Source organism: Sneathiella sp., from assembly GCF_041689005.1.
GTDB lineage: Bacteria > Pseudomonadota > Alphaproteobacteria > Sneathiellales > Sneathiellaceae > Sneathiella.
The window spans coordinates 1-23,068 of record NZ_JBDNHC010000031.1 but is presented as its reverse complement, the minus strand read 5'-3'; the positions used below and the strand labels follow the sequence as shown (position 1 = coordinate 23,068).

Annotated in this window: 18 protein-coding genes and 1 riboswitch; of the genes, 11 read left to right on the top strand and 7 right to left on the bottom strand. The window is 54.0% G+C overall.

Annotated elements, in window-relative coordinates:
* Positions 1-11 precede the first annotated feature (11 nt).
* The gene (locus ACESNI_RS03885) at positions 12-2,144 is read right to left on the bottom strand and encodes an HD domain-containing phosphohydrolase (protein ID WP_373085153.1); all 2,133 of its coding nucleotides are present in this window, start codon (positions 2,142-2,144) and stop codon (positions 12-14) included.
* Positions 2,145-2,361: 217 nt separating this feature from the next.
* On the opposite strand from ACESNI_RS03885, the gene ACESNI_RS03880 reads away from it, so the two are divergent.
* Positions 2,362-3,009, top strand: a complete 648-nt coding sequence (locus ACESNI_RS03880) for a transglutaminase-like cysteine peptidase (RefSeq protein WP_373085151.1) — start codon at positions 2,362-2,364, stop codon at positions 3,007-3,009.
* Positions 3,010-3,047: 38 nt separating this feature from the next.
* Here ACESNI_RS03880 and ACESNI_RS03875 read toward each other — a convergent pair whose 3' ends face one another.
* Positions 3,048-4,391, bottom strand: a complete 1,344-nt coding sequence (locus ACESNI_RS03875; RefSeq protein ID WP_373085150.1) for a TolC family outer membrane protein — start codon at positions 4,389-4,391, stop codon at positions 3,048-3,050.
* 735 nt (positions 4,392-5,126) lie between these two features.
* Between ACESNI_RS03875 and ACESNI_RS03870 the strand changes: the two genes are divergently transcribed.
* Genes ACESNI_RS03870 through ACESNI_RS03855 form a run of 4 tightly spaced genes read left to right on the top strand, consistent with a single transcriptional unit; the run spans position 5,127 to position 11,635 of the window.
* Positions 5,127-7,532 (top strand): type I secretion system permease/ATPase, encoded by a 2,406-nt coding sequence (locus ACESNI_RS03870; protein ID WP_373085149.1) that lies wholly within the window; start codon positions 5,127-5,129, stop codon positions 7,530-7,532.
* A complete protein-coding gene (locus tag ACESNI_RS03865) occupies positions 7,529-8,860 on the top strand; it encodes an HlyD family type I secretion periplasmic adaptor subunit (protein WP_373085148.1) in 1,332 nt (443 codons plus the stop codon). The genes ACESNI_RS03870 and ACESNI_RS03865 overlap by 4 nt, the downstream gene beginning before the upstream one ends.
* Entirely contained in the window at positions 8,860-9,582 is a 723-nt protein-coding gene (locus ACESNI_RS03860; RefSeq protein ID WP_373085147.1) for a transglutaminase-like cysteine peptidase, read from the top strand. The genes ACESNI_RS03865 and ACESNI_RS03860 overlap by 1 nt, the downstream gene beginning before the upstream one ends.
* A complete protein-coding gene (locus tag ACESNI_RS03855; RefSeq protein WP_373085146.1) occupies positions 9,575-11,635 on the top strand; it encodes an HD domain-containing phosphohydrolase in 2,061 nt (686 codons plus the stop codon). Before ACESNI_RS03860 ends, ACESNI_RS03855 begins: the two co-directional genes overlap by 8 nt.
* Positions 11,636-11,654: 19 nt before the next feature.
* On the opposite strand, the gene ACESNI_RS03850 is transcribed toward ACESNI_RS03855, so the two are convergent.
* Entirely contained in the window at positions 11,655-12,005 is a 351-nt protein-coding gene (locus ACESNI_RS03850; RefSeq protein WP_373085145.1) for a hypothetical protein, read from the bottom strand.
* 152 nt (positions 12,006-12,157) lie between these two features.
* Positions 12,158-12,982: a serine protease gene (locus ACESNI_RS03845; RefSeq protein ID WP_373085144.1), complete on the bottom strand. Its 825-nt coding sequence runs from the start codon at positions 12,980-12,982 to the stop codon at positions 12,158-12,160.
* Between the two features lie 181 nt (positions 12,983-13,163).
* On the opposite strand from ACESNI_RS03845, the gene ACESNI_RS03840 reads away from it, so the two are divergent.
* A complete protein-coding gene (locus ACESNI_RS03840; RefSeq protein WP_373085143.1) occupies positions 13,164-14,609 on the top strand; it encodes a cation:proton antiporter in 1,446 nt (481 codons plus the stop codon).
* Position 14,610: 1 nt separating this feature from the next.
* Here the strand turns inward: ACESNI_RS03840 and ACESNI_RS03835 are convergent, their stop codons facing one another.
* Entirely contained in the window at positions 14,611-14,868 is a 258-nt protein-coding gene (locus ACESNI_RS03835; protein WP_373085142.1) for a hypothetical protein, read from the bottom strand.
* A gap of 113 nt (positions 14,869-14,981) precedes the next feature.
* Between ACESNI_RS03835 and ACESNI_RS03830 the strand changes: the two genes are divergently transcribed.
* Together ACESNI_RS03830 and ACESNI_RS03825 are read left to right on the top strand one after the other, a co-directional pair.
* Positions 14,982-15,551: a DUF924 family protein gene (locus ACESNI_RS03830; RefSeq protein ID WP_373085141.1), complete on the top strand. Its 570-nt coding sequence runs from the start codon at positions 14,982-14,984 to the stop codon at positions 15,549-15,551.
* 61 nt (positions 15,552-15,612) lie between these two features.
* On the top strand, positions 15,613-16,377 hold the full coding sequence (locus ACESNI_RS03825; RefSeq protein WP_373085140.1) for an SDR family NAD(P)-dependent oxidoreductase: 765 nt from the start codon (positions 15,613-15,615) through the stop codon (positions 16,375-16,377).
* 7 nt (positions 16,378-16,384) lie between these two features.
* On the opposite strand, the gene ACESNI_RS03820 is transcribed toward ACESNI_RS03825, so the two are convergent.
* On the bottom strand, positions 16,385-17,125 hold the full coding sequence (locus ACESNI_RS03820; protein ID WP_373085139.1) for a hypothetical protein: 741 nt from the start codon (positions 17,123-17,125) through the stop codon (positions 16,385-16,387).
* A gap of 84 nt (positions 17,126-17,209) precedes the next feature.
* Positions 17,210-18,040 carry an ABC transporter ATP-binding protein gene (locus tag ACESNI_RS03815; protein WP_373085138.1) on the bottom strand — a complete coding sequence of 277 codons (831 nt, stop codon included), beginning with the start codon at positions 18,038-18,040 and terminating at the stop codon, positions 17,210-17,212.
* 39 nt (positions 18,041-18,079) lie between these two features.
* Here ACESNI_RS03815 and cobD point away from each other — a divergent pair, with 39 nt between their 5' ends.
* From cobD to cobN, 3 genes are all read left to right on the top strand, one after another.
* Complete coding sequence (gene cobD / locus ACESNI_RS03810; RefSeq protein WP_373085137.1) at positions 18,080-19,111, top strand: threonine-phosphate decarboxylase CobD; 1,032 nt, start codon at positions 18,080-18,082, stop codon at positions 19,109-19,111.
* 42 nt (positions 19,112-19,153) lie between these two features.
* Positions 19,154-19,342, top strand: a riboswitch (cobalamin riboswitch).
* 138 nt (positions 19,343-19,480) lie between these two features.
* On the top strand, positions 19,481-20,509 hold the full coding sequence (gene cobW, locus ACESNI_RS03805) for a cobalamin biosynthesis protein CobW (RefSeq protein ID WP_373085136.1): 1,029 nt from the start codon (positions 19,481-19,483) through the stop codon (positions 20,507-20,509).
* A gap of 1 nt (position 20,510) precedes the next feature.
* Positions 20,511-23,068, top strand: a 2,558-nt coding sequence (gene cobN, locus ACESNI_RS03800; protein WP_373085135.1) for a cobaltochelatase subunit CobN, incomplete at its 3' end; no start/stop codon positions are given.

The following is a 23,068-nucleotide window of genomic DNA, read 5'->3' as shown; positions in this document are numbered from 1 at the left end:
CGCCGATCAGCCTACTTTGCCTTTTCTCCATCATCGCTATCCGCGACCGGTTCCGAAAAATACTGCCAGCGTTCGCGGCCACCTCGGTTTTCAAGATAGTTGATCAGGGCACTGACCATTTTTCGGTCGAAGCGTGTATCCGCATCTTCCAGCAACTGCTTGACAGCAGCACTGAAACTAAGGGCGCCGCGATAGGCCCGCGGACTAACCATCCCGACGAAGGCATTGGCGACCGCGATAATCCGCGCCGCCTCACTGATTTCAGGGCCGGCAAGCCCGGCGGGCTGTCCACTGCCATCGTAATTTTCCTGCAACTGACGGAGAGTTGTCGAAACCGGCAAGTCGAACTCAACCTCGTCCAGCAGATCGGCGCTGGCAAACAAGCTATTGCGGATCGTTTCGATTTCCTTTTTGGAAAGGTTCTTCGTCTTTGTCAGCAAATCGGGCGGCACCAGTATCTTGCCTATATTCATCAGGTTACCGGCAATGTCGACCGTGCGCACCATATCTTCAGTTGCGCCCATTTCCTCAGCAATGGCGATGGCGACATTGGCTACGCGACGGGACTGGTCGGCAGAAAAAGGATCCCGTCGGTCGACGAATGCAACAAGGGTCGATACCAGACTGCGCAGGACCTTCTCACGGCGTTCGCGCGCAATGATGACATCGGAAATATCCTGAAAAACGGTCAGAACTTCCTTGCTGTTCACCCGTGATGACAACAAGGGAATGAAATCCGATTTCACAATTCGCCGCGCCTCGGCCTCACCGGACTCGCTGATCACGGTCCGGGGCTCGTAATCCGTACGCACCAGATTGGTCATTTCAATAATTTCCAGAGCCTTCGTTGGCCCGAGAACACTGGTAGCCTTTTTGCCCAGCATTTCTTCCTGTGAAATGTCGACATCATCCGCCGCGACCTTATTGGCAAAGGTATATTTATCCTCAGCATCGAAAACGGCAATCGCCGTCGGTTGCTGGTCCGTCACGATTTTAAGGAAGTCACTTCTTTCTTTGAGCTCCTCCGCCGCCTTTTTGTAACGGACGGCGAGTTCGGCCGCCCGTATTGATGTTCCATGGCGCCAAACGGCGACGACAGTTCCCGCAATCCCCACGATGAGGAGGATGAAGATGCCAAGCATGGTCGACAGCCGCCGATCGGTTTCGGCCAATGCCTCCTGTTCTGAGACTGTCCTGACCAGATACCAGGGGGCCACGGAAAGGGCGCGCCCTGTCACCAGAACCTTAGCCCCGAGGTAGTTTGTCGCGATTGTAAAATCACCCGGCCTGTCAATCACGAAGGCCGCAGCTAGATCTCCCTTCCCACTGAGTTTGCGGGTCAGAGCTTCGGTCCCGTCAACCAGCGGCGAAATATATTGCACCAGCGTACCATCGCGCCGCACCAGATAATTCTCCGACGTTTGCATGATATCGCCAGGTTGGTACAATAGTGGGTAAAGCGATGATTGCACCGTCCTGATTCCGATTATATAGCCAATGACGGATTTCGCCGCCCCATCTTCGCCCTGAACGGCAAAAACCGGCGAGACAAAGCCCATGGCCGGATCACCGTCGGCACCCTTGTAGAGATCGATCAGCGCCGGTTGCCCCTCGCTTGCCTTGGCCATCGCGGCACGGATGCCCGGGGTTAAAGGCGGCATATTGCCGCTTGATACTAAAAGTTTCCCCGTTGCATCGGTAAGGCCGATACCGGCCCGGCCGGGGCGCACGACATTGGCACGGATTTGCGGCTCTTCCGGCTCCCAGAACCCGCTCATCACCGCCTGGTTATTCAGAAGGTTTATCAGATACCCGGCTTCCGGAATTTCCGAAATTGAATTCCCGTTCTCAGAGGTCTCGATGACCAATTGCGTCAGGTAAACCTGCAAGGATGCATTATTTGCCAAAGCGCCAATAGACTCTTGCTGTTTTAGAAGCCATTCCTCAATGCTCGCGGTACGACTGTCGGCGACGATGCCAAGACGGATTTCCCAGTTCCTGATATCGCGCGACCGTTGCTCATCGACAAAGACAAATGTCCCCCAGATACCGGCCGCGACGACGGCAATCAGCAGGAAGACGGCAACTCCCAGGGACTTGTATGTCTTTCCCTTTTCCGTGTCTCTTACTTGTAATTCCGACATTTCCAGTCCCGGTTATATATTTCACATAGCGACAGACTGCCGCAAAACCCTTTAAGATAGGTAAATCAGGCGGCGACAGCCTACGATACAAACGATAATTCTTACAATTATATTACCGGTCATCGTTAATGTTTGTTAATCATTTGTTGTTCATAATACCACGGCAACGCAGAAAAAATTTATCGCCACAAAAAAGGGAAAGTCGGGAATACCTCAGGTGAGACAGTCTAAAATGAAATTCAGTGTTCTCCTTCAGTCGATTGTTCTTGGATGCGGCCTGCTTTTAACGCCCCTGATTTCCGAAGCTGATGCGGTTGGCCTCTTTAACTATCAGGCGACCCCCTATTCTGGTTTAAAACCCTTTCCGAAATGGCGAAAAGTCCTTGAGCATTACAAGGATATCCCCGGAGATTGTGTGCCTGGGCAATATAACAGATGCGCCTATCAAAAATGGGAGGCGCTCATCAAGCAATGGGAGAAATTGCCGAAGAGGGAGCAACTCGACCAAGTCAACCGGCATATGAACCTGTTTCGCTACGTGCTTGATCCCATTAACTGGGGCGTTCACGATTACTGGGAAATTCCGAAGGAGTTCTTCGCCCGGTTCGGCGATTGCGAAGACTACGCAATTGCCAAGTATTTCACCCTGCGGGCGCTTGGCTGGGAGGCTGCGGACATGAAGATTGTTGTCCTGCAGGACATGAACCTAGGCATCGCCCATGCTATTCTCGTGGTCGATTTCGAAGGCAAAAGATTGGTACTCGACAATCAGATCGGCCAGGTTGTCGACTCCAAACGGATCCTTCATTACCGGCCAATTTACTCCGTCAACGAAATCGGCTGGTGGCGCCACCATCCAAAATAACAATCTTCAGGTAATTCCCGGAAAAGCCTCCGTCGGCATCATTGTTTTTTCAGTAACGATGCTTCGCCCGGAAGTGCGACCCCAAGGGCGGAATTAAGACGCCCCATGGTTGCGAGCAGCCGGTATTTTGCGAAAAGAACGGAATATTCTACCGTCACCAGAGAGGTTCGGGAATTGAATAATTCATTGTCGGCGTCCAGCAGATCAAGCAAGTCACGCTGCCCGATCTCGAACTCTTGACCGTAAGTTGAAGCCACCTGTCCGTTAGCAACAACCTGATTGGCAAGGACCTCGGCCCGGGCCTGGGAGCGGGCCAGCGTGCTCCAGCTTCGGCGAACTTCTTCCTCGACGAGGCGGACAAACCGCAGTTTGCGCTGTTCCGTTTCTGACTTGCGAGCGATCGCTTCTTTTTCACGGCCTTCATCAATTCCGCCGCGATACAGGTTGTAGCGCATCCTGACCATTGCCAGGAAATCATCATTATGGCCCCGAACGCCGTCAAGATTATTATCGGCCGAAGCCCCGACTTCCAGGTTTATGGTGGGGTAATAACTTGCCTGTGTTCCCTTGATTTCGGCCTCTGATGTCTTGATGTCAGAGGTTGCATATTTGATGTCCGGATTATTCTCAAGAGCGGTCGCGACGATATCATCTATATTGTCTGGTACTGTGCTTTCGTCAAATGACGGAAGCTGCAGGTTGGCAGGCTGAATCCCGACAACGCGTAAATATGTAATTTGAGAATCGTCCAGCGCCCGAAGAGTTTCGACAAGCGTGTCCTGTGCTGCAGCTAATCGCGCCACCGCTTGTTGGTCATCGCCAATACCGCTTTGTCCGGCATCTACCCGATCCTTAATTTCCGACAGTGTCGTGCGATGCTTTTCGACATTATCTTTGGCAAGCCGGACAATCTCCATGCTGCGCAGGGTGTCAAGGTAGGCGCGGACCGCATCAAGCCCGATTGCTTCTGCCCGCTCCTGCACGCGGTAGGCGGCGCTGTCGACACGGTTTTCCTGGCGATCGACTTCGGAAGAACGAAACCCGCCATCAAAGAGCGTCTGGACCACCAGCAAGCTGGATTCGGTACGTCCGAGATCCTCGTTATCGATGGTAACCGTGTCAGTCCATTCCCAGCCAGCGCCAGCAGCAAGATCAACAGTGGGGTAATAAAGGCCTTCCGCCTGTCTCAATTCCTGATCGACAGCCCGCCGATTAGCCGAGGCTTCGCCAATTTCAGGATATGTCGAAACGGTCAGTTGCACAGCTTCTTCAAGAGTTTCCGATTGGGCTGCGCCCACTAGCAGAAAGCTCCCGAAGACAGCCGACAAAATACTGGATGAAAGGACATATTTCACCTTCACCATATTACTTCTGAACTCCATGCCCCTCTCCCAATACCTAAACGTGCCTTCATTCTCAAAAATCAGATTTCATCCGTGTTCTCGACTATTCTCCTACGGATAGCAAGGGAACAGTTAAAAGATGTGTCTAAATTTATCATTAAAATTACCGGAAAATCCCACTGACAATCAACTTTATACAGGAAATGGGCTGTAAATTGCGGGACGCCCTTGCCCTTTGTGGCCTAAATACAACAGATTTTCCGGGCGGCTTTAAACTGAAATCGCAGCGATGCAAATACGATATGAAATACAACCCAACGTCCGTTTCGAACCCCATACGGCGTGAAGGTGACTTAATAGTTGCATGTCCGCTCGGTCAATTAGCCCAGCAATTTATGGTTAATTTAGTTGAAATGACGTCAAAAAAGTTCCACGCTACCCTGCGGCTTTTGGCGTAGACCGGTCTGCAGGATAACATGGTGGAGGAACAGGTTAACAGTCTTCTTGTAAATCATTGGGATTAATTGATATTTTTTCCAGATTTGTTAACAGGTTTTTCACGAAATGAGCGTTGAATTGGACTGTAAAACAATGAAATCAAAAAGACGGGGTTGCCAATCAATTATAAATTGAACGCGGTACGGCCTGAACGCCGACATTCCCGGCGATGGAGCCAGCGATGGAGATTTTAGCAGTCCGGATAAGGCTTCTTTGAGGCTCCCTAACACCGTGGGGCGTTGACGATATTACGCCCATTTGTGGAAAAAGTAGAATATGGCAGACAACAAGGAAAACTCCGTACCCCGTAAATTAAAAAAGTCGCTGGCCTTGGATCATGAGATGGCAAACGAGCTTTTTACGACCAAGGACGGGGAGCAGAAACAGCAGCCCCAAATCTCGCACGAAGAAGCCGTGAAGGCGGCAACGTTTAGCCGACAGGAAAGTGAGGCTAAACTCACTGTCAGTGAGGAAAAAACGGAGAATTGGCAGGTTGAACTTTCCGAGGTGCGGCGGGCGGACCAGGACTGCCTTCTTGGCTGCCTGACGGCGATCACAAAATTATTCGATGATCCGCGGACGGATGACGCCCTGATCTACGGGCTCCCGTTGGAAGACAATAAATTGACGCCGAAACTATTCGTGCGTGCCGCGGAGCGGGTCGGCATCAGTGCCCGAATTTCAAACCGGCGTCTCGACAAGATCCCGGCCGTCGTGCTGCCCTGCGTCATCCTGATGAAAGAGCGCCGGGCCTGTGTCCTGCTGTCCCGGACAACCGATCAGGCAAAAGTAATCTTTCCCGAAACCGGCGAAGGAATGGAAACCATCCCGCTTGCGGAACTCGAAGAGCTTTACGCCGGCTATGCAATCCTGGTGCGTCCGAACTTCAAGCACCGGGTCGACAAGGATGAAAAGCTGCTCGACCGGACCGGCTCCTGGTTCTGGGGCACGATGTGGCAGTTCTGGCCGACATACCTCCAGGTCATCATTGCCGCCTTCCTGATTAACAGCTTCGCCCTCGCCAGCCCGCTATTCATCATGAATGTTTATGACCGTGTCGTTCCCAACCGCGCCCTCGAAACCCTTTGGGTTCTTGCCATCGGCGTGGTGACTGTCATTGCATTTGATTTCCTGTTGAAATCACTTAGGGCGTATTTCGTCGATAATGCCGGCAAGCGAGCAGATGTCCTCCTCTCAAGCCGGATATTCGAACAGGTATTGAATATACAGATCAAGGCGCGCCCCGCCTCTGCCGGGGCCTTTGCCAATCATTTGCGCGAATTTGAAACATTGCGGGATTTTTTCACCTCCGTTACGGTAACCGCGCTGGTCGACCTACCGTTCCTTGGAATATTCCTGTTTATAATCTACCTGATCGGAGGCTCGATCGTGATTATTCCGGCCACCGCCATTCCGATCGTCCTGATGATCGGCTTGTTCCTGCAATGGCCCATGCGCCGGGCCATCGCCCGGACCACTGAAGAAGCCTCAATGAAACACGGCGTGATAATCGAGACAATTTCCGCCCTTGATACGGTCAAGAGCATGGGAATTGAAGGGCATATGCAAAAGGAATGGGAGAGATTTGTAGGTAAAACCGCCGAGACAAGCGTTGCCGCGCGATTTTTTTCCGGCCTCGGGATCAATCTGTCCGCTGCATCCATGCAACTGGTGACCGTCGGCGTTGTTGTTTACGGCGTCATACAGATGAGCCACCCGGATTCAACCATGACCGTTGGCGCCCTCATTGCCTCAACCATCCTTACCGGACGGACAATGGCCCCGCTTGGCCAGATTGCCGGGCTTCTGACACGCATGAACCAGGCGATGGTTGCCCTGAAGGGACTCAATCACATTATGGCACTCCCGGTAGAGCGCGGGGCTGAAAAACGACAGCTGAGCCGACCGAATATTCAGGGCAATATTGAATTCAAGGATGTTACGTTCAAATATCCGGGCAGTAACCTCCCCTCACTCAGCAACGTCTCGTTTAAAATAAACGCCGGGGAAAAGGTGGGCATCATTGGTCCGGTCGGATCGGGAAAGACGACGATTTCCAGGCTGCTGATCAATCTGTACGAGCCCGACGAAGGGTCGATCCTGATCGACGGCACGGACATCCGACAAATTGATCCATCGGATATTCGCCGCAGCGTCGGCAGTGTCATGCAGGATATCACCCTCTTTCAGGCTACGGTCCGGCAAAATATCACTATGGGCCATCCTCAGGCCGATGACGAAATGATCCTGAAGGCGGCGCAACTGTCCGGCGTTCATGACTTTATCAGCCGCCATCCGCATGGGTACGATCTTCATGTCGGTGAAAAAGGCGCAACAATGTCGGGGGGCCAGAGGCAAAGTATCGGGCTTGCCCGGGCCCTGCTTCCCAACCCGCCGATCCTGATGCTGGACGAACCGACCAGCGCCATGGACCTGAATTCGGAGCGGCGTCTGATCAGTCGCCTTCGCGGCTATATGGAAAACAAGACGGTTTTGCTGGTCACCCACAGAACTTCACTGTTTTCTTTGGTCGACCGGATCATTGTGCTGGGGAATGGGAAAATAGCTGCCGACGGCCCGCGCGATGAAATCCTGAAACTTGGCCAGCCCGGACAGGCGCAACCGCTGCGGATGTCTGCGTCGATTACCAAATCACCGTTAAACGGACCGAAGGATCAATGATGTCCGGAAAATTGCAATGGAATGATTCAGACTTTGCCTCTGACGTGATTGCGGCAAAAATCCAGGGTCCGCATCCCCGCGCCTTCCTGCTCCTGATCGGTGTCGTCGCGTTTTTTGTCGTCGCCTTCATTTGGGCGGACAATGCGATCCTGGACGAAGTGACTCGCGGCGAGGGCAAGGTCGTGCCCTCGAGCCAGGTTCAGGTCATCCAGAATCTCGAAGGCGGTATCCTTCGCGAATTGCTTGTCCACGAAGGAGATATCGTTGAAAAGGGGCAAATCCTACTTCGGATAGATGATACCGGATATGCGTCCCGCGCCGGCGAGATTGAATCGAATTACCTAAACCTGATGGGCCGGATCGCCCGGCTGGAAGCCGAAGCCACGGGAAAGGCGCCAACCTACCCCGCCGAATTACTGGCCGAGCGCAAGGATATTTCCATACGCGAACAGAATTTATTCAACGCGCGACAGGCGGAACTTCAATCCCAGATTCAGATTCTTCGCCAGCAGGCGCAACAGCGAAACCAGGAAATCGAAGAAATAAACGGGCAATTAAAGCAGTTGAAGGCCAGTCTCGCACTGGCAAACGAGGAATGGGAAATAACCGAGCCTCTCGTCGTCAAGGGAATTGTCCCGAAAGTGCAATCGCTTAAATTGCGCCGCGAGATTAATGATCTGCAAGGCAAGATTTCTGCCTCCCGGCTTTCTATACCGAGAGTGGAGGGAGCGCTGAAGGAGGCAAACCAGCGAATTGAGGAGAAGATCCTCAATTTCAGAAGCCTTGCCTCCCAGGAATTGGGCCAGACCCGGGCCGAATATGAAGCGGCGCGGCAGGAAATCCTGGGTGTAAAAGATCGGGTTGCCAGAACCGATGTCCGCTCTCCCGTGACCGGGGAAGTCAAGGAACTGAAAATCCAGACCATCGGCGGGGTGGTAAGACCGGGGCAGGATATTATCGAGATCGTCCCGATCGATGACAGCCTGCTGGTCGAGGCCCGTGTCCGACCGTCGGACATAGCCTTTCTGCGACCAGGGCAAAAGGCGACCGTAAAAATCACTGCCTATGATTACTCGATTTACGGCGGGCTTCCGGCAAAGCTCGAACGGATAAGTGCCGATACAATCATTGATGAGAAAACCGGCGAAAGCTTTTATCAGATCACCGTTCGTACGGACCAGAATTACCTGTTGAGAGGCGAGAGTAAATTTCCGATTATCCCGGGCATGGTGGCCTCCGTTGATATTCTCACTGGCCATAAAACGGTGCTCGACTATATTCTGAAGCCGATCCTGAAAACCCGTGACATGGCGATGAGGGAACGTTGATGAGCTGTTTCCAGCGCCGTCATATCGCTGCTGCCGTGATGGTGGTTGTCAGTTTGCTGCCTGCTCCCGCTGCGCTCGCCGATACAAGTACGAACGCCGAGGTCAATCAGGAGGGCCTGTTCGGGATGATTGAAATTTCATCGGCAAATCTTTCCGCGCTTCCGCAATGGCAACATGTTGTTAAAAGTTTTCCTGAACTTGCCACAGCCGCTGCCGAATGCGATGCCAGAATACAGGCCTGTCAGTCACAGCAAATGACCTTGTGGCGGGCAAAAATTGCTGAATTGATGCGGACGGATAAGCGCATTCAGCTGCAGGAGATCAACCGCTTCCTGAACGGCTGGAAGCACACGGCAGATATTAAGGAAGGGGTGACAGACAGCCGCTGGGCAACGCCGCTTGAATTCATCCCGAACGGCGGCCGTTCGGAAGATTTCGCCATTATGAAGTATGTCAGCCTAAAAGAATTGGGGTTCAGCCCCCTCGCCATGCGGATCGTCGTTACCAATGACGTTTTAAGAAACAAGTCTCATACCATATTAAGCGTGTCATTACGTGGCAAACGTTTTATCCTGGACAGCCTGAGTGATACGATTCTGAATGAAAACCTCGTGCGGTATTATGTTCCACTCTATTCCGTAAATGAAAAGAGAAGATGGGCCCATATTCCAAGGGATTTCCTGTCCGTGCAGTTGGCGCAAGGAGTTAAAGTTGATGAATAACTCAACCATAAATCAGGAGTTAAACAGCTTTCTGCCGGATAATGTGCCAAATGATGAGGAACTGGCGATCAAGACGCCTTGGAAAATCGGGTTGCTGCTTTTCGTCCTGCTCGCCCTACTTTCCTATTTCACCTGCGACTACGCGATCGAGACGCGAAAACAGGAAGTCCTGACGGAAGTCCAGAAGCGGCTGGATGTCAGTGCGACTGGCAAGGCGAAGGTTATCGAAACATGGCTCGCGGCAACGGCGCAACGGGCCGACAGAATTGCCGATAACGATCTGTTTCAGCTTTTTGCCACCGAAGTGAATCTCGCGAGCGACGGCAAGCTGCCGAAGCCACTTGCCGACCAGCTGCCCTATATGCAAAATGCGTTCACAACTTTTGCCAACCAGGACAGTCTTCTCGGTGCCTATTTGATTGGAAAGGATGGCCGCGCCTATCTTTCCTCCGGCGACGCCCCCGCGCTCAATGATTTCCAGCGCAATCAGGCGCGGACGCAATATACTGGCGAGACAATCACTTTTCTTCCGATGCGCGCGACGGAGGTGGGGCTCGTCTTTGATTTTATGGTGCCGATAAAGGCCGCGCAATCAGGCGTGGCTAAGGACAAGCCGGATATTGTCGGCGTCCTACTGATAACGGTTCCAGCGTCAAAACAACTTGCCGAATTCCTGACCCCCGCCCCTTTCTCGGACCAGCGTAATGTGCCACGCCTTTTTCAGATTCGCGACGGCAGATTTTATGAACTTTATCCGTCAAAACTGCCCTATATCGCGAACGGGGCTGCGCCATTTAGTCCGGACTCTCTCGGATTCCAGACTGTTTTACCTACCAACGAGCCCCTGTTCTATATTTCGGGGGCCGCGATAGCGGGAACTAATCTCGTCATATTTCAACAGATACGCAGTGCGGACGCCCTTGTCGGTCTCGGGACTTACAGTTTGTTTATTTCTGGGTTGGCTATCAGTTTCATCGTCATAATTTTCAGCGTTCTGATTGCCATCTGGCTGACGCTGAAGGGGCAGAATGCGCGGGCACTGGCAACCCAGTATAAAGACCTTGCCGCCCAGATAAATGTCCAGCGGCGGCTTCTTGGCAGTATCAACAACACAATTGACGAACTCATCAGCCTCACAGATCCCGAGGGAAGCTATATCTATGCCAATCCGTCGCTGGCAAGGTTTGCCGACACGCCGCTTCGCTCGATTCCCGGAAAAACCGACAGAGACTTGTTTGGGGAGAAGGCGGCGCGTGAGCTGGCCGAATATGACCATAAGGCGATCGCGACGGAGCAGACGGTTAATGCCTTCGTGGAAATTGAAACTCTCTCCGGAACGCGGACCTTACGCACCGCCAAATCACGGTTCCTGAATGACGATGGGGTTTTCATCGGCATTGTTACCGTCAGCAGCGATATCACCGAATATGTCGAGTTCCAGCGCCGCAAGGAGGAAATGAGCCAGAAGGCAAATAATGTCCTCGCCCGCATGGTCGAGGCGAATGATCCCTATCTCTTTGGTCATTCGGGCCAAATGGGCGAGCTCGCCAACCGGGTTGCGGCCCTTATGGGACTATCAGAGGAAATGAAGCGGGTTATCAAGACGAGCGCCCAATTGTCACAAATCGGAAAAATTTCTATACCACGGAATATCCGGGTTAAGGAATCAAGATTGACCGAGGACGAACAGAAGATCATGCAAAAGCATGTCTATGTTGCCGAGAAAATTCTCGTCGAGGCAGGGCTTGAAAAAGCGATTATCGATGCGATTACGCAAATTAATGAACATCTCGACGGGAGTGGTTATCCAAATGGCTTGAATGACAGCGAGATTGACATGCCTGCCCGTATCCTCGGCATGGCGGACATTCTGATCGCCCGCATCTCGCCGCGCTCCTATCGCAAGGCGATCACTATCGATGAAGCAATCCGTGTCTTTCGGAATAATCCGGAAAAATATGATCAGAAAATTGTCGAAGCGCTCGTCAGCGTTTTTGAAACAGAGGCCGGCGCAGCATTCAAGGAACGTCTGTCAGAGACCGGAACCACTTGAGCCGCGGAATAGACCTACCTCAGGATTCGTCCGAAACAATTACGGATTTGAGAATCCCATGGGAATGCGCGTCCAGGTTCTCGCCGCCCTCCGGCATGGTTTCGATGGTCAGTTCGGCGCCGGAAATTATCAGTGTTTCCGCGCCGCCCTCACTCCCAGCGATAAATTCCATCCCGCCGGACCCATGTTCCGCCGCAATATTCAATGCATCGAACAAGGCATCAAGATCAACAACATCGCTCTGTCCGAAATCGAGAAAATCCGCTACGGACGCCTCCGCGCCTTCGGGAACCGTTGGTACAATGCTTTCGCTCTGCCCGGAACCATTTTCATGCCCGAAATCGTTTTCGTGATTGTCATTTATTCCCATGACTTCCTCGATCATCCAAGTTTAAATCAAAAATATACACCCTATTTCAGGAACAATAATCGACCTCACGTCCCTATTGCATCCCCTGTTTGAGGTATAATACAACAAATTTTGACTATTTTTCGTAAATTTTTATATACCCGGCCTGCTTATTATTGATTTACAGCTAATTTACGTCGAAAATTGTCAACGGAGACAGCGATACCGATGTCCTGTTCTTCAGGGCGCGTCACCGTCGCCACATGAATACCAATAAGCGAATACCGATGGCCATCCCGCATCAGTATCGGCGAGCCAGAATCGCCATTTGTTGCGTCACAGCGGTGCAAAATGACAGGCTCCTTCCCCACCCCCGTTTTCTGTACACCAAGAAGATCGCAATCCATATCGCTGGTCAGAATATGCGGGATATCCTTGCTGTATCCCGCCTGCAGGAAGGTTGCCCCCGGACGCGGCTGTTTTATCCGGGCAGCATCGAACGGCACGGGACGAATGTACCCGTAGGTCTGTCCCAGCGGCACCTTGAGGGTCACAAGCGCCCAATCGTCGGCAAGGGGCGGCTTTTTGCCTCCCCTCATTAATGGCGGACCGCTTACGAGAGAATAGCTGACGATTTCCGTCTGCGCCTCATATAGTCCTTTTTCATATCCGAGGACAAAATGAAAGCCGCTTGGCACAGCCCATTTTTGCCGCTGTTTATCCCAAAAACAATGCGCCGCCGTCACCACCTCGGACGGTCCGACGAGAATTCCCGTGCAAAAACTTCCGTTATTGTTCAGCCGACCGATCATCTTCCAGGGCGCGGCTGTAATGTCAACGCGCACCCGATCATCATGGCCCTTGATACCTCTGATATGCAGCGGTTTCTTTTCGATGGATTTATCTGTGGCCATCGCCGTGGCTGTCAGCGGCGCCAAAAAGACTGTCGCCAGCAAAATCCGGCCAAGCCATTTGACAATCCGTCTGTAAACTATCATCCGCCGTCCTTTTACTTTTTCTAAAAAACAGTATGCGTTCAGGGTAGCTGCCTGAAAATTGACATTTAATTCTTATAAAAAAACACGTGAAACCCTCAACAAGCGACCGGTTCTCTGTTAGATTATATAAATCACGATTGCCAGACATTCAGGCAATCTTACTCCAGATAAGTCACGGCAAATGCATCAACTGACGGATATCGCCATTATTGCCACGGTCGCCCTTGTCTTCGGACTGGTGATGACGCGCCTTAAGCAGCCGGCGATTGTCGGTTATCTGCTGACGGGGATGGTCCTCGGCCGCTCGGTTTTCGGCTTTGTCGAAGACAGGGCCAATGTCAGCATCCTTGCCGAACTTGGCGTTTTACTGCTGCTCTACCTGATCGGTATGGAGCTTAATCTCAAATCCTTCATGCGCATATGGAAAACCGCAATTGGTGGCGTTTTCCTCCAAGTCGCAGTCGCTTACGCGATCGTTGGGCTGATCGCGCTGTATCTGGACTGGCCCTGGCAACTGACGCTGTTGCTCGCCTTCAGCCTGTCAATCAGTTCAACCGCTGTTGCTGTTAAAATTCTGGAGGACATCGGCGAATTGCACCAGCGCACGGGCAATATTGCTGTTGGCCTGTTGATCGCGCAGGATCTTGCCGTCGTGCCGATGCTGCTGATCGTCGGCAGCATGTCAGGGGAGGCCTTGAATGTACCAGTCCTGATTTTGACGATTGCCTTTGCCATTGCTTTCCTGATCGGGCTGATCCTGTTTCTCAATCAGCGGGAGCGTATTCATCTGCCGTTTTTGAAACTTATTTCTGGGCATGCGGATCTAACCCCGCTGTTTGGCATCGTCTTTTGTCTCGGGTTGGCCGCGATCAGCGGTCTTGTCGGAACCTCCCCCGCCTTCGGCGCGTTTCTTGCCGGCCTGATCATCGGCAACAGTCAGGAGCGCAAACGCATTGTCGAGGCGACCCAGCCGATCCAGTCAATTCTGCTGATGATTTTTTTCCTGTCCATTGGGCTGCTTATCGACCTTACCTATATTTTGAACAATTTCGTTCTTGTCCTGGTGATGTTACTCGTTGTTGTCGTCGGGAAAACCGCGATCAATATCATTATCTTGCGCGTGACTGGCGTTGACTGGCGGTCAGCCTTTATCGCCGGCACGGCGCTCGGTCAAATTGGTGAATTCTCGTTTCTGCTGATGGCGAGCGGCGAAGACAGTCATTATGTATCCAGTGACATTTCGCAATTGCTGATCACAGTGATTGCTCTCAGCCTGATGATCAGTCCGCTGTGGCTGTTGACAGCCCGCCGGGCCCAACAAGTCGCCGCCGGGCAGGCAGGGAATTTTCAAATTGTCTGGCATAAGCTCTACGGCAGGGAAACCATCGTCGTCGTGCAGGCATCGCGGACGACGGTTGGGTTCATTAAAGGTCTCACTCCCGGCAAGTGGCGGCGAAACCGCGCGGGCGATATCAACAGCGAAACGCCGCCCTCACCGCAAAAATCCGAGGACTCGGAAAATATTATCCAAAGTGAGGACGCCGCAACCTATCAGGCGTTATTGGAAGGGGACCGGCAACTATCGCACGATGCCGATGAAATTCCGCCCCGGGACCGGGAGAAATGAACTAGAGACAGCTCGACAAACGAATGATCGCGTTTCCGGCGGCAGCGAAACACACATCCGCGGCCGAGGTTGAATATTCCCAGATTTCTGTTGTGCCCGTTTTGCTGATCCTGTCGGCCGGTCCGAGGGCGGTTCTAACCTCTTCCGGTGTTGTCAGGCCTTTGACCTTGGCCAATGTCCCATCATGGTCCCGTTGCTCGCAAGCCCCCAGAGCCAGAACAAAAACCATAAGAACCAGTAACTTTAACTTCCGTGCCATATACATTTTCCTGCGAAGGTCTTGTCAGACCTTCCCCGTCACTATAGATTCTATACAACCCAATACTTAACGCTGAACTCTTACAATAATCCTAAGAAACTCTGGATATAAAAATGGCGTCGAACCGGATTCAGGACATAATCGAATTCTGGTTTTTACCGGAAACCAATGACGCGTTTGGCAAGCCGCGCGCAGAATGGTTCGAGAAAAACTCCGAGTTTGATGCTGAGATTCGAAACCGGTTTAACGATGATTTCGAAAGCGCGATCTCGGGCAGGCTTCTTTCCTGGACAGAATGTGCCAAAGGCTCGCTCGCACTGATCCTGCTGTTCGATCAATTCACCCGCAACATGTTTCGCGACGACGCCCGGGCCTTTTCTGCCGATGGCAAGGCCCGCGAACTGGCCCGTCATATGCTGTCCAGCGGCCAGTACAACGAGCTTGCTCCCATTTACAAATCATTTGCCCTCCTCCCTTTCGAGCATAGTGAGGATATGGAAGACCAGAAACTGTCAGTGAAACTCTTTACCGAGCTCGGGAATGATGGATCTCTGGATTATGCGCAGCGACATTATGATATCATTAAACAGTTCGGCCGGTTCCCACATCGCAACAAAATATTGGGGCGGCAAAATACACCCGCGGAAGAGGCGTTTCTGAAACAGCCCAATTCCTCATTTTAGAAACGCAAATGCTTTCCCCTGGAAAGCTGTTGTGAACTCATCGAATTCGAAAGGCAGTTTTATGGCTAGTTTATCTTCCCAGGTCATCATCGTTACCGGCGCTAGCCGGGGCATCGGCGCCGCTGCTGCTGTCGCCCTTGCCGCCGAGGGCGCCAAGCTCTGCGTGAGCGCACGATCGGCTGCCTCCTGCAGCGGAACGCTGGAACAGATTAAAAATGCCGGTGGTGATGCCTTTGCTGCAAGTTGCGACGTCTCGGACTATGCCGCCGTTGAAAAACTGGTTGCCGAAACGATGGATCGCTATGGCCGCCTGAATGCGTTGATTAACAATGCCGGCATCGTTGACCCGATCAGCAGGCTTGACACAAGCGACCCCGAGGACTGGGCACGCAATATCACCGTTAATCTTGTCGGTGTCTATCATGGCACCCGCGCGGTGTTGCCACACTTCCAGAGCCAGAAATCCGGTGTCATCATCAATATTAGCTCCGGCGCCGCCCATAACCCCATGGAAGGCTGGAGCGCATATTGCGCGGGCAAGGCCGGGGTTTATATGCTAACCCGCGCCACGGCCCTTGAGGCAGGCGATGCGGGCGTTCGCGTCTATGGATTTGCGCCGGGCGTGGTGGATACAGAAATGCAAGTGCTTATTCGCGCCTCCGGCATCAACCCGGTCAGCCAGATCCCGCGGGATAATCTCGCCGCCGCCGAAGACCCGGCAAAGGCCATCGCCTGGCTTTGCAGCGACGCCGCCGCGGACCTTGCCGGTCAGGAACTGAGCATCCGTGACGAAGACCTCCGCAAACGGATTGGACTGCCGCTATGAGACGCCCTCATGCGCCATTGTGTTTCCAGAAATGCGCAATGTCGGCGGCAGAGAGGCTGAACACATCGTTGATATCCACCTGATAAAAGCGAACAAGCTCAACCAACAGGTGTAATTCGTTAAGGTAATCCCGTTCACGCTGGAACTGCTCGCAGATTTCCTGGTCGGTCATCATATGCAGGGAGCGGAGCAGCATGATAACGCGCTCGCGGTTGGCGGCCACGGACTGATCGGCAGACCGCGCCGCCAGAGCAACAAATTTATCGCTGGCACTGACCAGCTTTTCAGCGGGATACAGTAGAACGCTGGAGCGGACAAAGCGGTTGCACAATTTCGAGATTAGTCGGTTTGGAGACGGGAGATGCTGCTTCAGATATTTTCGCACTACCATGCGGCGGCAAAACACCAGTTTTCGTGGCATAATCCTTGATAACCGAACAAATGCCGGGGCATAGGCCAACAGTTGTGACAACGTCATCATTTTTTCAAGAAACCTGTATTCGGCGAGCCAGAATCGCCGCCCGGATGCGGATAGGCGTGCGAGTTCGCCCTCAACTTCCCCCCGGAGGAGGTTTCGAGCTGCGTTTTCTTCAAATATCATCCTGTCATCAAAACTACGGGTAATCCTGTTTTCAATCAGGAACGGCCGCGACCAGCATGGCTTCGGCAGTGAAGATTGCTTCCACAGCAGGTTTTTTCTCGGCTTCAGCAAGTCCGAGGCCGTTAACTTCGTTTCGCGATGTCTCATGGTTTTTAGGCGTCTTATGAACTCTCAGCAGGTGACCGTTCAGACGTATAAAACCCGATCCTTGTGATAAATTGGGAGGGAAATTCAGGCGGAAATTGTGGTCACTGGCATTTGGATAGGACCATCTTTTCGCTTGTTCCAGAATTGCGCGACATAGGGATTATCTGAAGTCGCTGCTTCCTGAACATCGCCGGTCCAGACGACGCGGCCTTCATGCAGCATGGCAATCCGGTCAGAAATAATCCGCGCCGTCAGCAGGTTACTCGTAATTGCAATCACCGTGCTGCCGAGTTCCCGAACGTTATTAAATATCTGGTCATTGATGACATTGCTCATGATCGGGTCGAGACCAGCGGTCGGCTCATCCAGAAACAGAACCGGCGGATCCCCGGCAATCGCCCGGGCAAAGCCGACGCGCTTCTGCATGCCGCCAGAAAGCTCCGCCGGAAATAAATCAGCGATTTCGGGTGACAGGCCAACCGCCCGCAACTTGGCAATTGCCACTTTTTTCACGTCGCTTTTACGCGCGCCGGGCTGTTGCAAAAGACGAAACCCAATATTTTCCCAGACCGGCAAGCCGTCGAACAGGCCGGATCGCTGAAAAAGGATGCCGAAATTCTTGAAAAACTCCGCTCGGTCCCGCTCCGGCATTTGGCTTACTTCAATCCCATCCAGCTGGATGGAGCCGCTATCCGGCGTTACCAGCCCGAGAATACATTTCAGGGTCAGCGACTTACCTGCCCCGGATGGGCCAATCAGCGTCAGAATCTCGCCGGTTTTCACCTCGAGGTTAATCCCGTTCAGAACGGTGACGCCATCAAAGCTTTTATACAGGTCCTTAACGACAATCTTATTTTTTGCTGCGTCCGTCATGGCGACAAAACTACAGGATAAATTTGCGAAAACAAGCGTCATTCTGTTATGAGGAAGCGGTTTTCATCAAGTCGAGGCGCAATGATCCAACCGTTCCCCAACAATTCCAACAACACACTCCCGGATCTTGGCGGCGACCTTGCCTGGGCGGCCGCCCGCTATCGGCGCGACATAGCTGACTGGCTCGATCTCAGCACCGGTATTAATCCAACCCCTTATGCGCTGCCGTTGATACCACAACAGGCATGGAACTCCCTGCCCTCCCGCGACCGGGAGCAAGAGGTACTCACGGCGGCAAGGGCCTACTACCGCGTACCGTCGGAGGTTAGCATTCTAGCGCTGCCCGGCACCCAGTCGGCCATTCAGCTCCTCCCGCGAATCCTGCCGACATCCAACGTGGATATCCTAACCCCGACCTATTCCGAGCATGCCATCTGCTGGTCGCGGGCAGGCCACCGGGTGCGAGAGATTGAACGGCTGCACGAGATCGATCTATCAACCCGGATTGTTGTCCTTGTTCATCCCAACAATCCGGATGGCCGGACATATCCCCTGCCAGAACTAATCGCACTCGCGGCCACGCTTCATCAGAGGGGCGGCTGGCTGATCGTCGACGAGGCCTTTGCCGACACCGACCCCGATATCTCTCTCGCCCCGGTGATGGATGAAGCTGGACCTATTGTTCTTAAATCATTCGGCAAATTCTTTGGCCTTGCCGGGCTTCGGCTCGGCTTTCTCGCTGGTCCGGACCGGATCACGCAAATAATAAGTGCGGAACTGGGCCCTTGGGCGGTGAGCGGCATCGCGCTTGAGGTCGGCGCGGTGGCGCTTGGCGATGCATTCTGGATCGCCGCGACCCGTGCCCGATTGCGGCAATCGGCCCGCCGCCTGACAGTCCTCCTCACAGAAAACGATCTTCCGGTAATCGGCGGAACCGATCTTTTCTGTCTGGTGGAAACACGAAACGCCCCGACGGTTTTTCATCGTCTTTGCGAGGCGGGCATCCTCTGCCGCATTTTTTCTGGACGAGACACCGTTCTGAGATTCGGCCTGCCAGGAACGGAAACAGACTGGTCGCGGCTGGCGGCGGCTCTTGCCGAATGGCGAAAATAACACCGTTCGGGTGCTAACGGATTGACAGGAAGCGCATTCCGCCTTAGCGTCCGGGTCGATGGTTCCCAATCCGGGATTATAAGGGAATGCGGTGCGATTTTCGGATCTATGCCGCGGCTGTCCCCGCAACTGTAAGCGATTAGCCTGCACAGACAACCACTGAGAGATCGGGAAGGTATGTGCCGGTGCCATTCGCAAGCCAGGAGACCTGCCATCACATTTGTCAATTTCTGCTGCATGACGGAGGATCATGATGAGCGTAGCTGCTTTGCGACCCAATCACTGGACTTCCGAAGGCCCTTTCATCAGGGCCCGCGCGGTTGCTTGCGATGACCTGAATTTTCCCAAACACAGTACCGGACCCCTGCCATGACCCAGAAGATTCCCGCCACCGTCATTACCGGTTTCCTTGGCGCCGGCAAAACCAGCCTTATCCGTAATCTGATTGAAAATGCAGGTGGACGAAAGCTTGCCCTTATTATCAATGAGTTCGGCGACCTCGGGGTCGACGGCGAGTTGCTGAGAGGCTGCGGCGATGATACCTGCACCGACGACGATATTGTCGAACTGGCTAATGGCTGCATCTGCTGCACCGTCGCCGATGATTTCCTGCCCGCCATCCAGAAGCTGCTCGATCGTCCAGACAGGCCCGACCATATTATCGTCGAGACATCCGGGCTGGCGCTGCCAAAACCGTTGGTCCGCGCCTTCGGCTGGCCAGAGGTCCGCACCCAGGTCACCGTGGACGGTGTCGTGACCGTAATCGATGGCCCCGCCTATCGGGATGGCCTGTTTGCTGCAAACCCCGCCGCCGTTCAGGCGCAGCGAGAGGCGGACGAAAATCTCGACCATGACAGCCCGCTTGAGGAACTTTTCGACGATCAGGTCAATTGCGCCGATATGATCCTGTTCAACAAGGCGGATCTGCTGAGCGAGGACGAACTGCTCGCGGCAACCGAATCATTAAAATCCCGCGTTCGTCCCACGGTCAAGATGCTCAGCACCAGTCATGGCAAGATCGATGCCCGTGTCCTGCTCGGCTTGGCGGCGGCGGCGGAAGACGATCTCGCCGCCCGTCCGTCCGTCCATGACGATGCCGGTGATCATGAGCATGACGATTTTGAAAGCTTCGTTCTCGAGGTTGGGGAGATATCCTCACCGGAAAGCCTGATCGCTAAGCTTGAAAATGCCATCGCCGCCCATAACATTCTCCGGATCAAGGGATTTATCTCAGTCGCGGGTAAGGACATGCGCCTCATCCTGCAAGGGGTTGGAAGCCGCCTGCAGCATTACTTCGACCGCGACTGGGACGCGGGGGAAATCCGGATCAGCAAACTCGTCATTATCGGCGAGCATGACATGGATAAAGCGGCGATCACCCGGATGATCACAGCCTGACATGCATCTGCTGGCAGCCATACCCGGCGGCATCGCCGATGGATCGGAGGCAGTTGATCTCGCACAGGTGCCAGGAGATATCGTTGTTCTCTCGGCTGCTGACAGCGAGCTTTCGAGCCTCGCCTTGACCCACAAAGATCGGCACAGCTCCCTTTCGCTACGGCTTGCAAACAGTATGCAGCTTTCCCATAACCTCTCGGTTGATATTTATGTCGAAAATATCATTGCGTCCGCGCAGCTGGTGGTAATCCGGCTGCTGGGAGGTGTCAGTTATTGGCCTTACGGGATCGAGAAAATCACCGAATGCTGCCGCCGATACAGGATAAAACTTGCCATTCTACCGGGTGATGACCAGCCGGATGAGGAACTGTCGGGCCTCAATACCCTGAACCGCGAGACCTGCCACCGGCTCTGGCAATATCTGGTCCAGGGCGGGGTGGAGAATTACACGGGCTTCCTGGATTATTGCCATTTCCTGCTCGACAGTGAAACCGGCTGGCGCGAACCGAGAACGCTGATGAAGGCCGGTCTCTATTGGCCGGGCGAGACGGCGGCAGGGCTTGAAACCCTCCGCTGCCACTGGAAAGCGGGCGCACCCGTCGCGGGGATCATTTTCTACCGGGCCCTTTATCAGGCGGACAATCTGGCCCCGGTCAATGAGTTGATTGCAGCGCTGCAGGCGCGCGGGCTCAACCCGTTACCGCTGTTCGTTGCCAGCCTGAAAGACCCGATATCCGCCGGAATTGTGGAACATTTCCTGACCGAGGCGCCGCCCGCCATCCTGTTGAACGCCACGGGCTTTGCTGTCTCCAACCCCGGCGCCGCGCGGAAGGAAACGCCGTTTGATACGGCCAACTGTCCGATTCTGCAGGTCGTGTTCTCCGGCGGAAACGAAATCCAGTGGAAAGAGGGCGTTACCGGCCTGTCGGCGCGGGACATCGCCATGAATGTCGCCCTGCCGGAGGTTGACGGACGGATCCTGTCGCGCGCCGTCTCCTTCAAGTCGGACGCCGGGTTCGATACGGCAACCCAAACCAGTATCATTGCCTATAAATCCGTACCCGACCGGATCGAGTTTGTCGCCGACCTCGCCGCGAATTGGGCATGCCTGCGCGAAACGCCTGCTGAGGCACGTAAAATCGCCCTTATTCTCGCCAACTATCCTAACAAGAGCGGCCGCATCGGTAATGGCGTCGGGCTCGATACCCCGGCCGGGACGATTGAGGTTCTGAAAGCGTTGAAAGAGGCCGGCTACGACGTCGACAGCATTCCGGAAAACGGCAATGCCCTGATTGAGACCCTGCTCGACGGCCCGACCAATGACCGTCGGCGAGAATCCGCCGGTGCGGGAATTGGCTATCCACTCGCGCGTTACCATGAATTTTTCAGCTCTCTGCCCGAAAAGCTGCAATTGGAGATAACCGGGCGATGGGGGCCGCCGGAGGACGATCCATTTGTCGCCGGTGAGGAATTCCATCTTGCGGCCCTTCGCCTCGGCAATGTGATTGTCGGGATCCAGCCCGCGCGCGGTTACAATATTGACCCGACGGCAAGCTATCATGATCCGGATCTTGTTCCGCCGCATGGCTATTTTGCCTTTTATGCCTGGCTGCGCGAGACGGAGAAGGTTCACGCCTTTATCCATATGGGCAAGCACGGCAACCTGGAATGGCTGCCTGGTAAGTCGGTTGCGCTGTCCAAAGACTGCTATCCCGAGGCGGTTTTCGGGCCGATGGTGCATCTCTATCCGTTTATCGTCAATGATCCGGGCGAAGGGACACAGGCCAAGCGCCGGGCAAGCGCCGTGATCATCGATCACCTGACACCGCCGATGACACGCGCCGAGAGTTATGGACCGCTTGCCGATCTCGAACGGCTGGTCGATGAATACTATGACGCCGCCGGCATCGATCCGCGCCGGATTGCCCTGCTCCGCCGCCAGATTCTGGAGCTGACCCAGTCAACCGGCATAGATATCGACTGCGGCATCGATGCGGAAGACCCGGAGGACAGCCGGCTTTCCAAGCTCGATAATTATCTCTGTGAGTTGAAGGAACTGCAAATCCGCGACGGCCTTCACATCTTCGGGCAATCGCCGACAGGGCGGCAACTGACCGACTTGCTGGTTGCCCTGTTGCGTATTCCGCGAAACGACGGTAAGGGTGCCAACGCCTCCCTCATCCGCAGCCTCGCGCTGGATCTAGAATTTTCCGAGGAATTTGACCCGCTAGATTGCGAGATGGGCACCGAATGGCAGGGCGCGCGGCCACCAGCACTGGATTTCGAGGGGACATGGCGATCGAATGGCGACACGGTAGAACGGCTTGAACTGCTGGCCGCGGAACTTGTGTCCGGCGAGACGGTGGCCAAACCCGGCTGGGCATTGACACAGTCAGTGCTGGCCGGACTGGACAGCGTTCTTCGCCCAGCGGTCGAGGCAAGTGGCGAAGCCGAGCTTGGCGGACTACTTAAGGGACTGAACGGCGAATTCGTCGAGCCCGGCCCCTCTGGCGCGCCGACGCGCGGGCGCAGCGATGTCCTGCCGACGGGACGGAATTT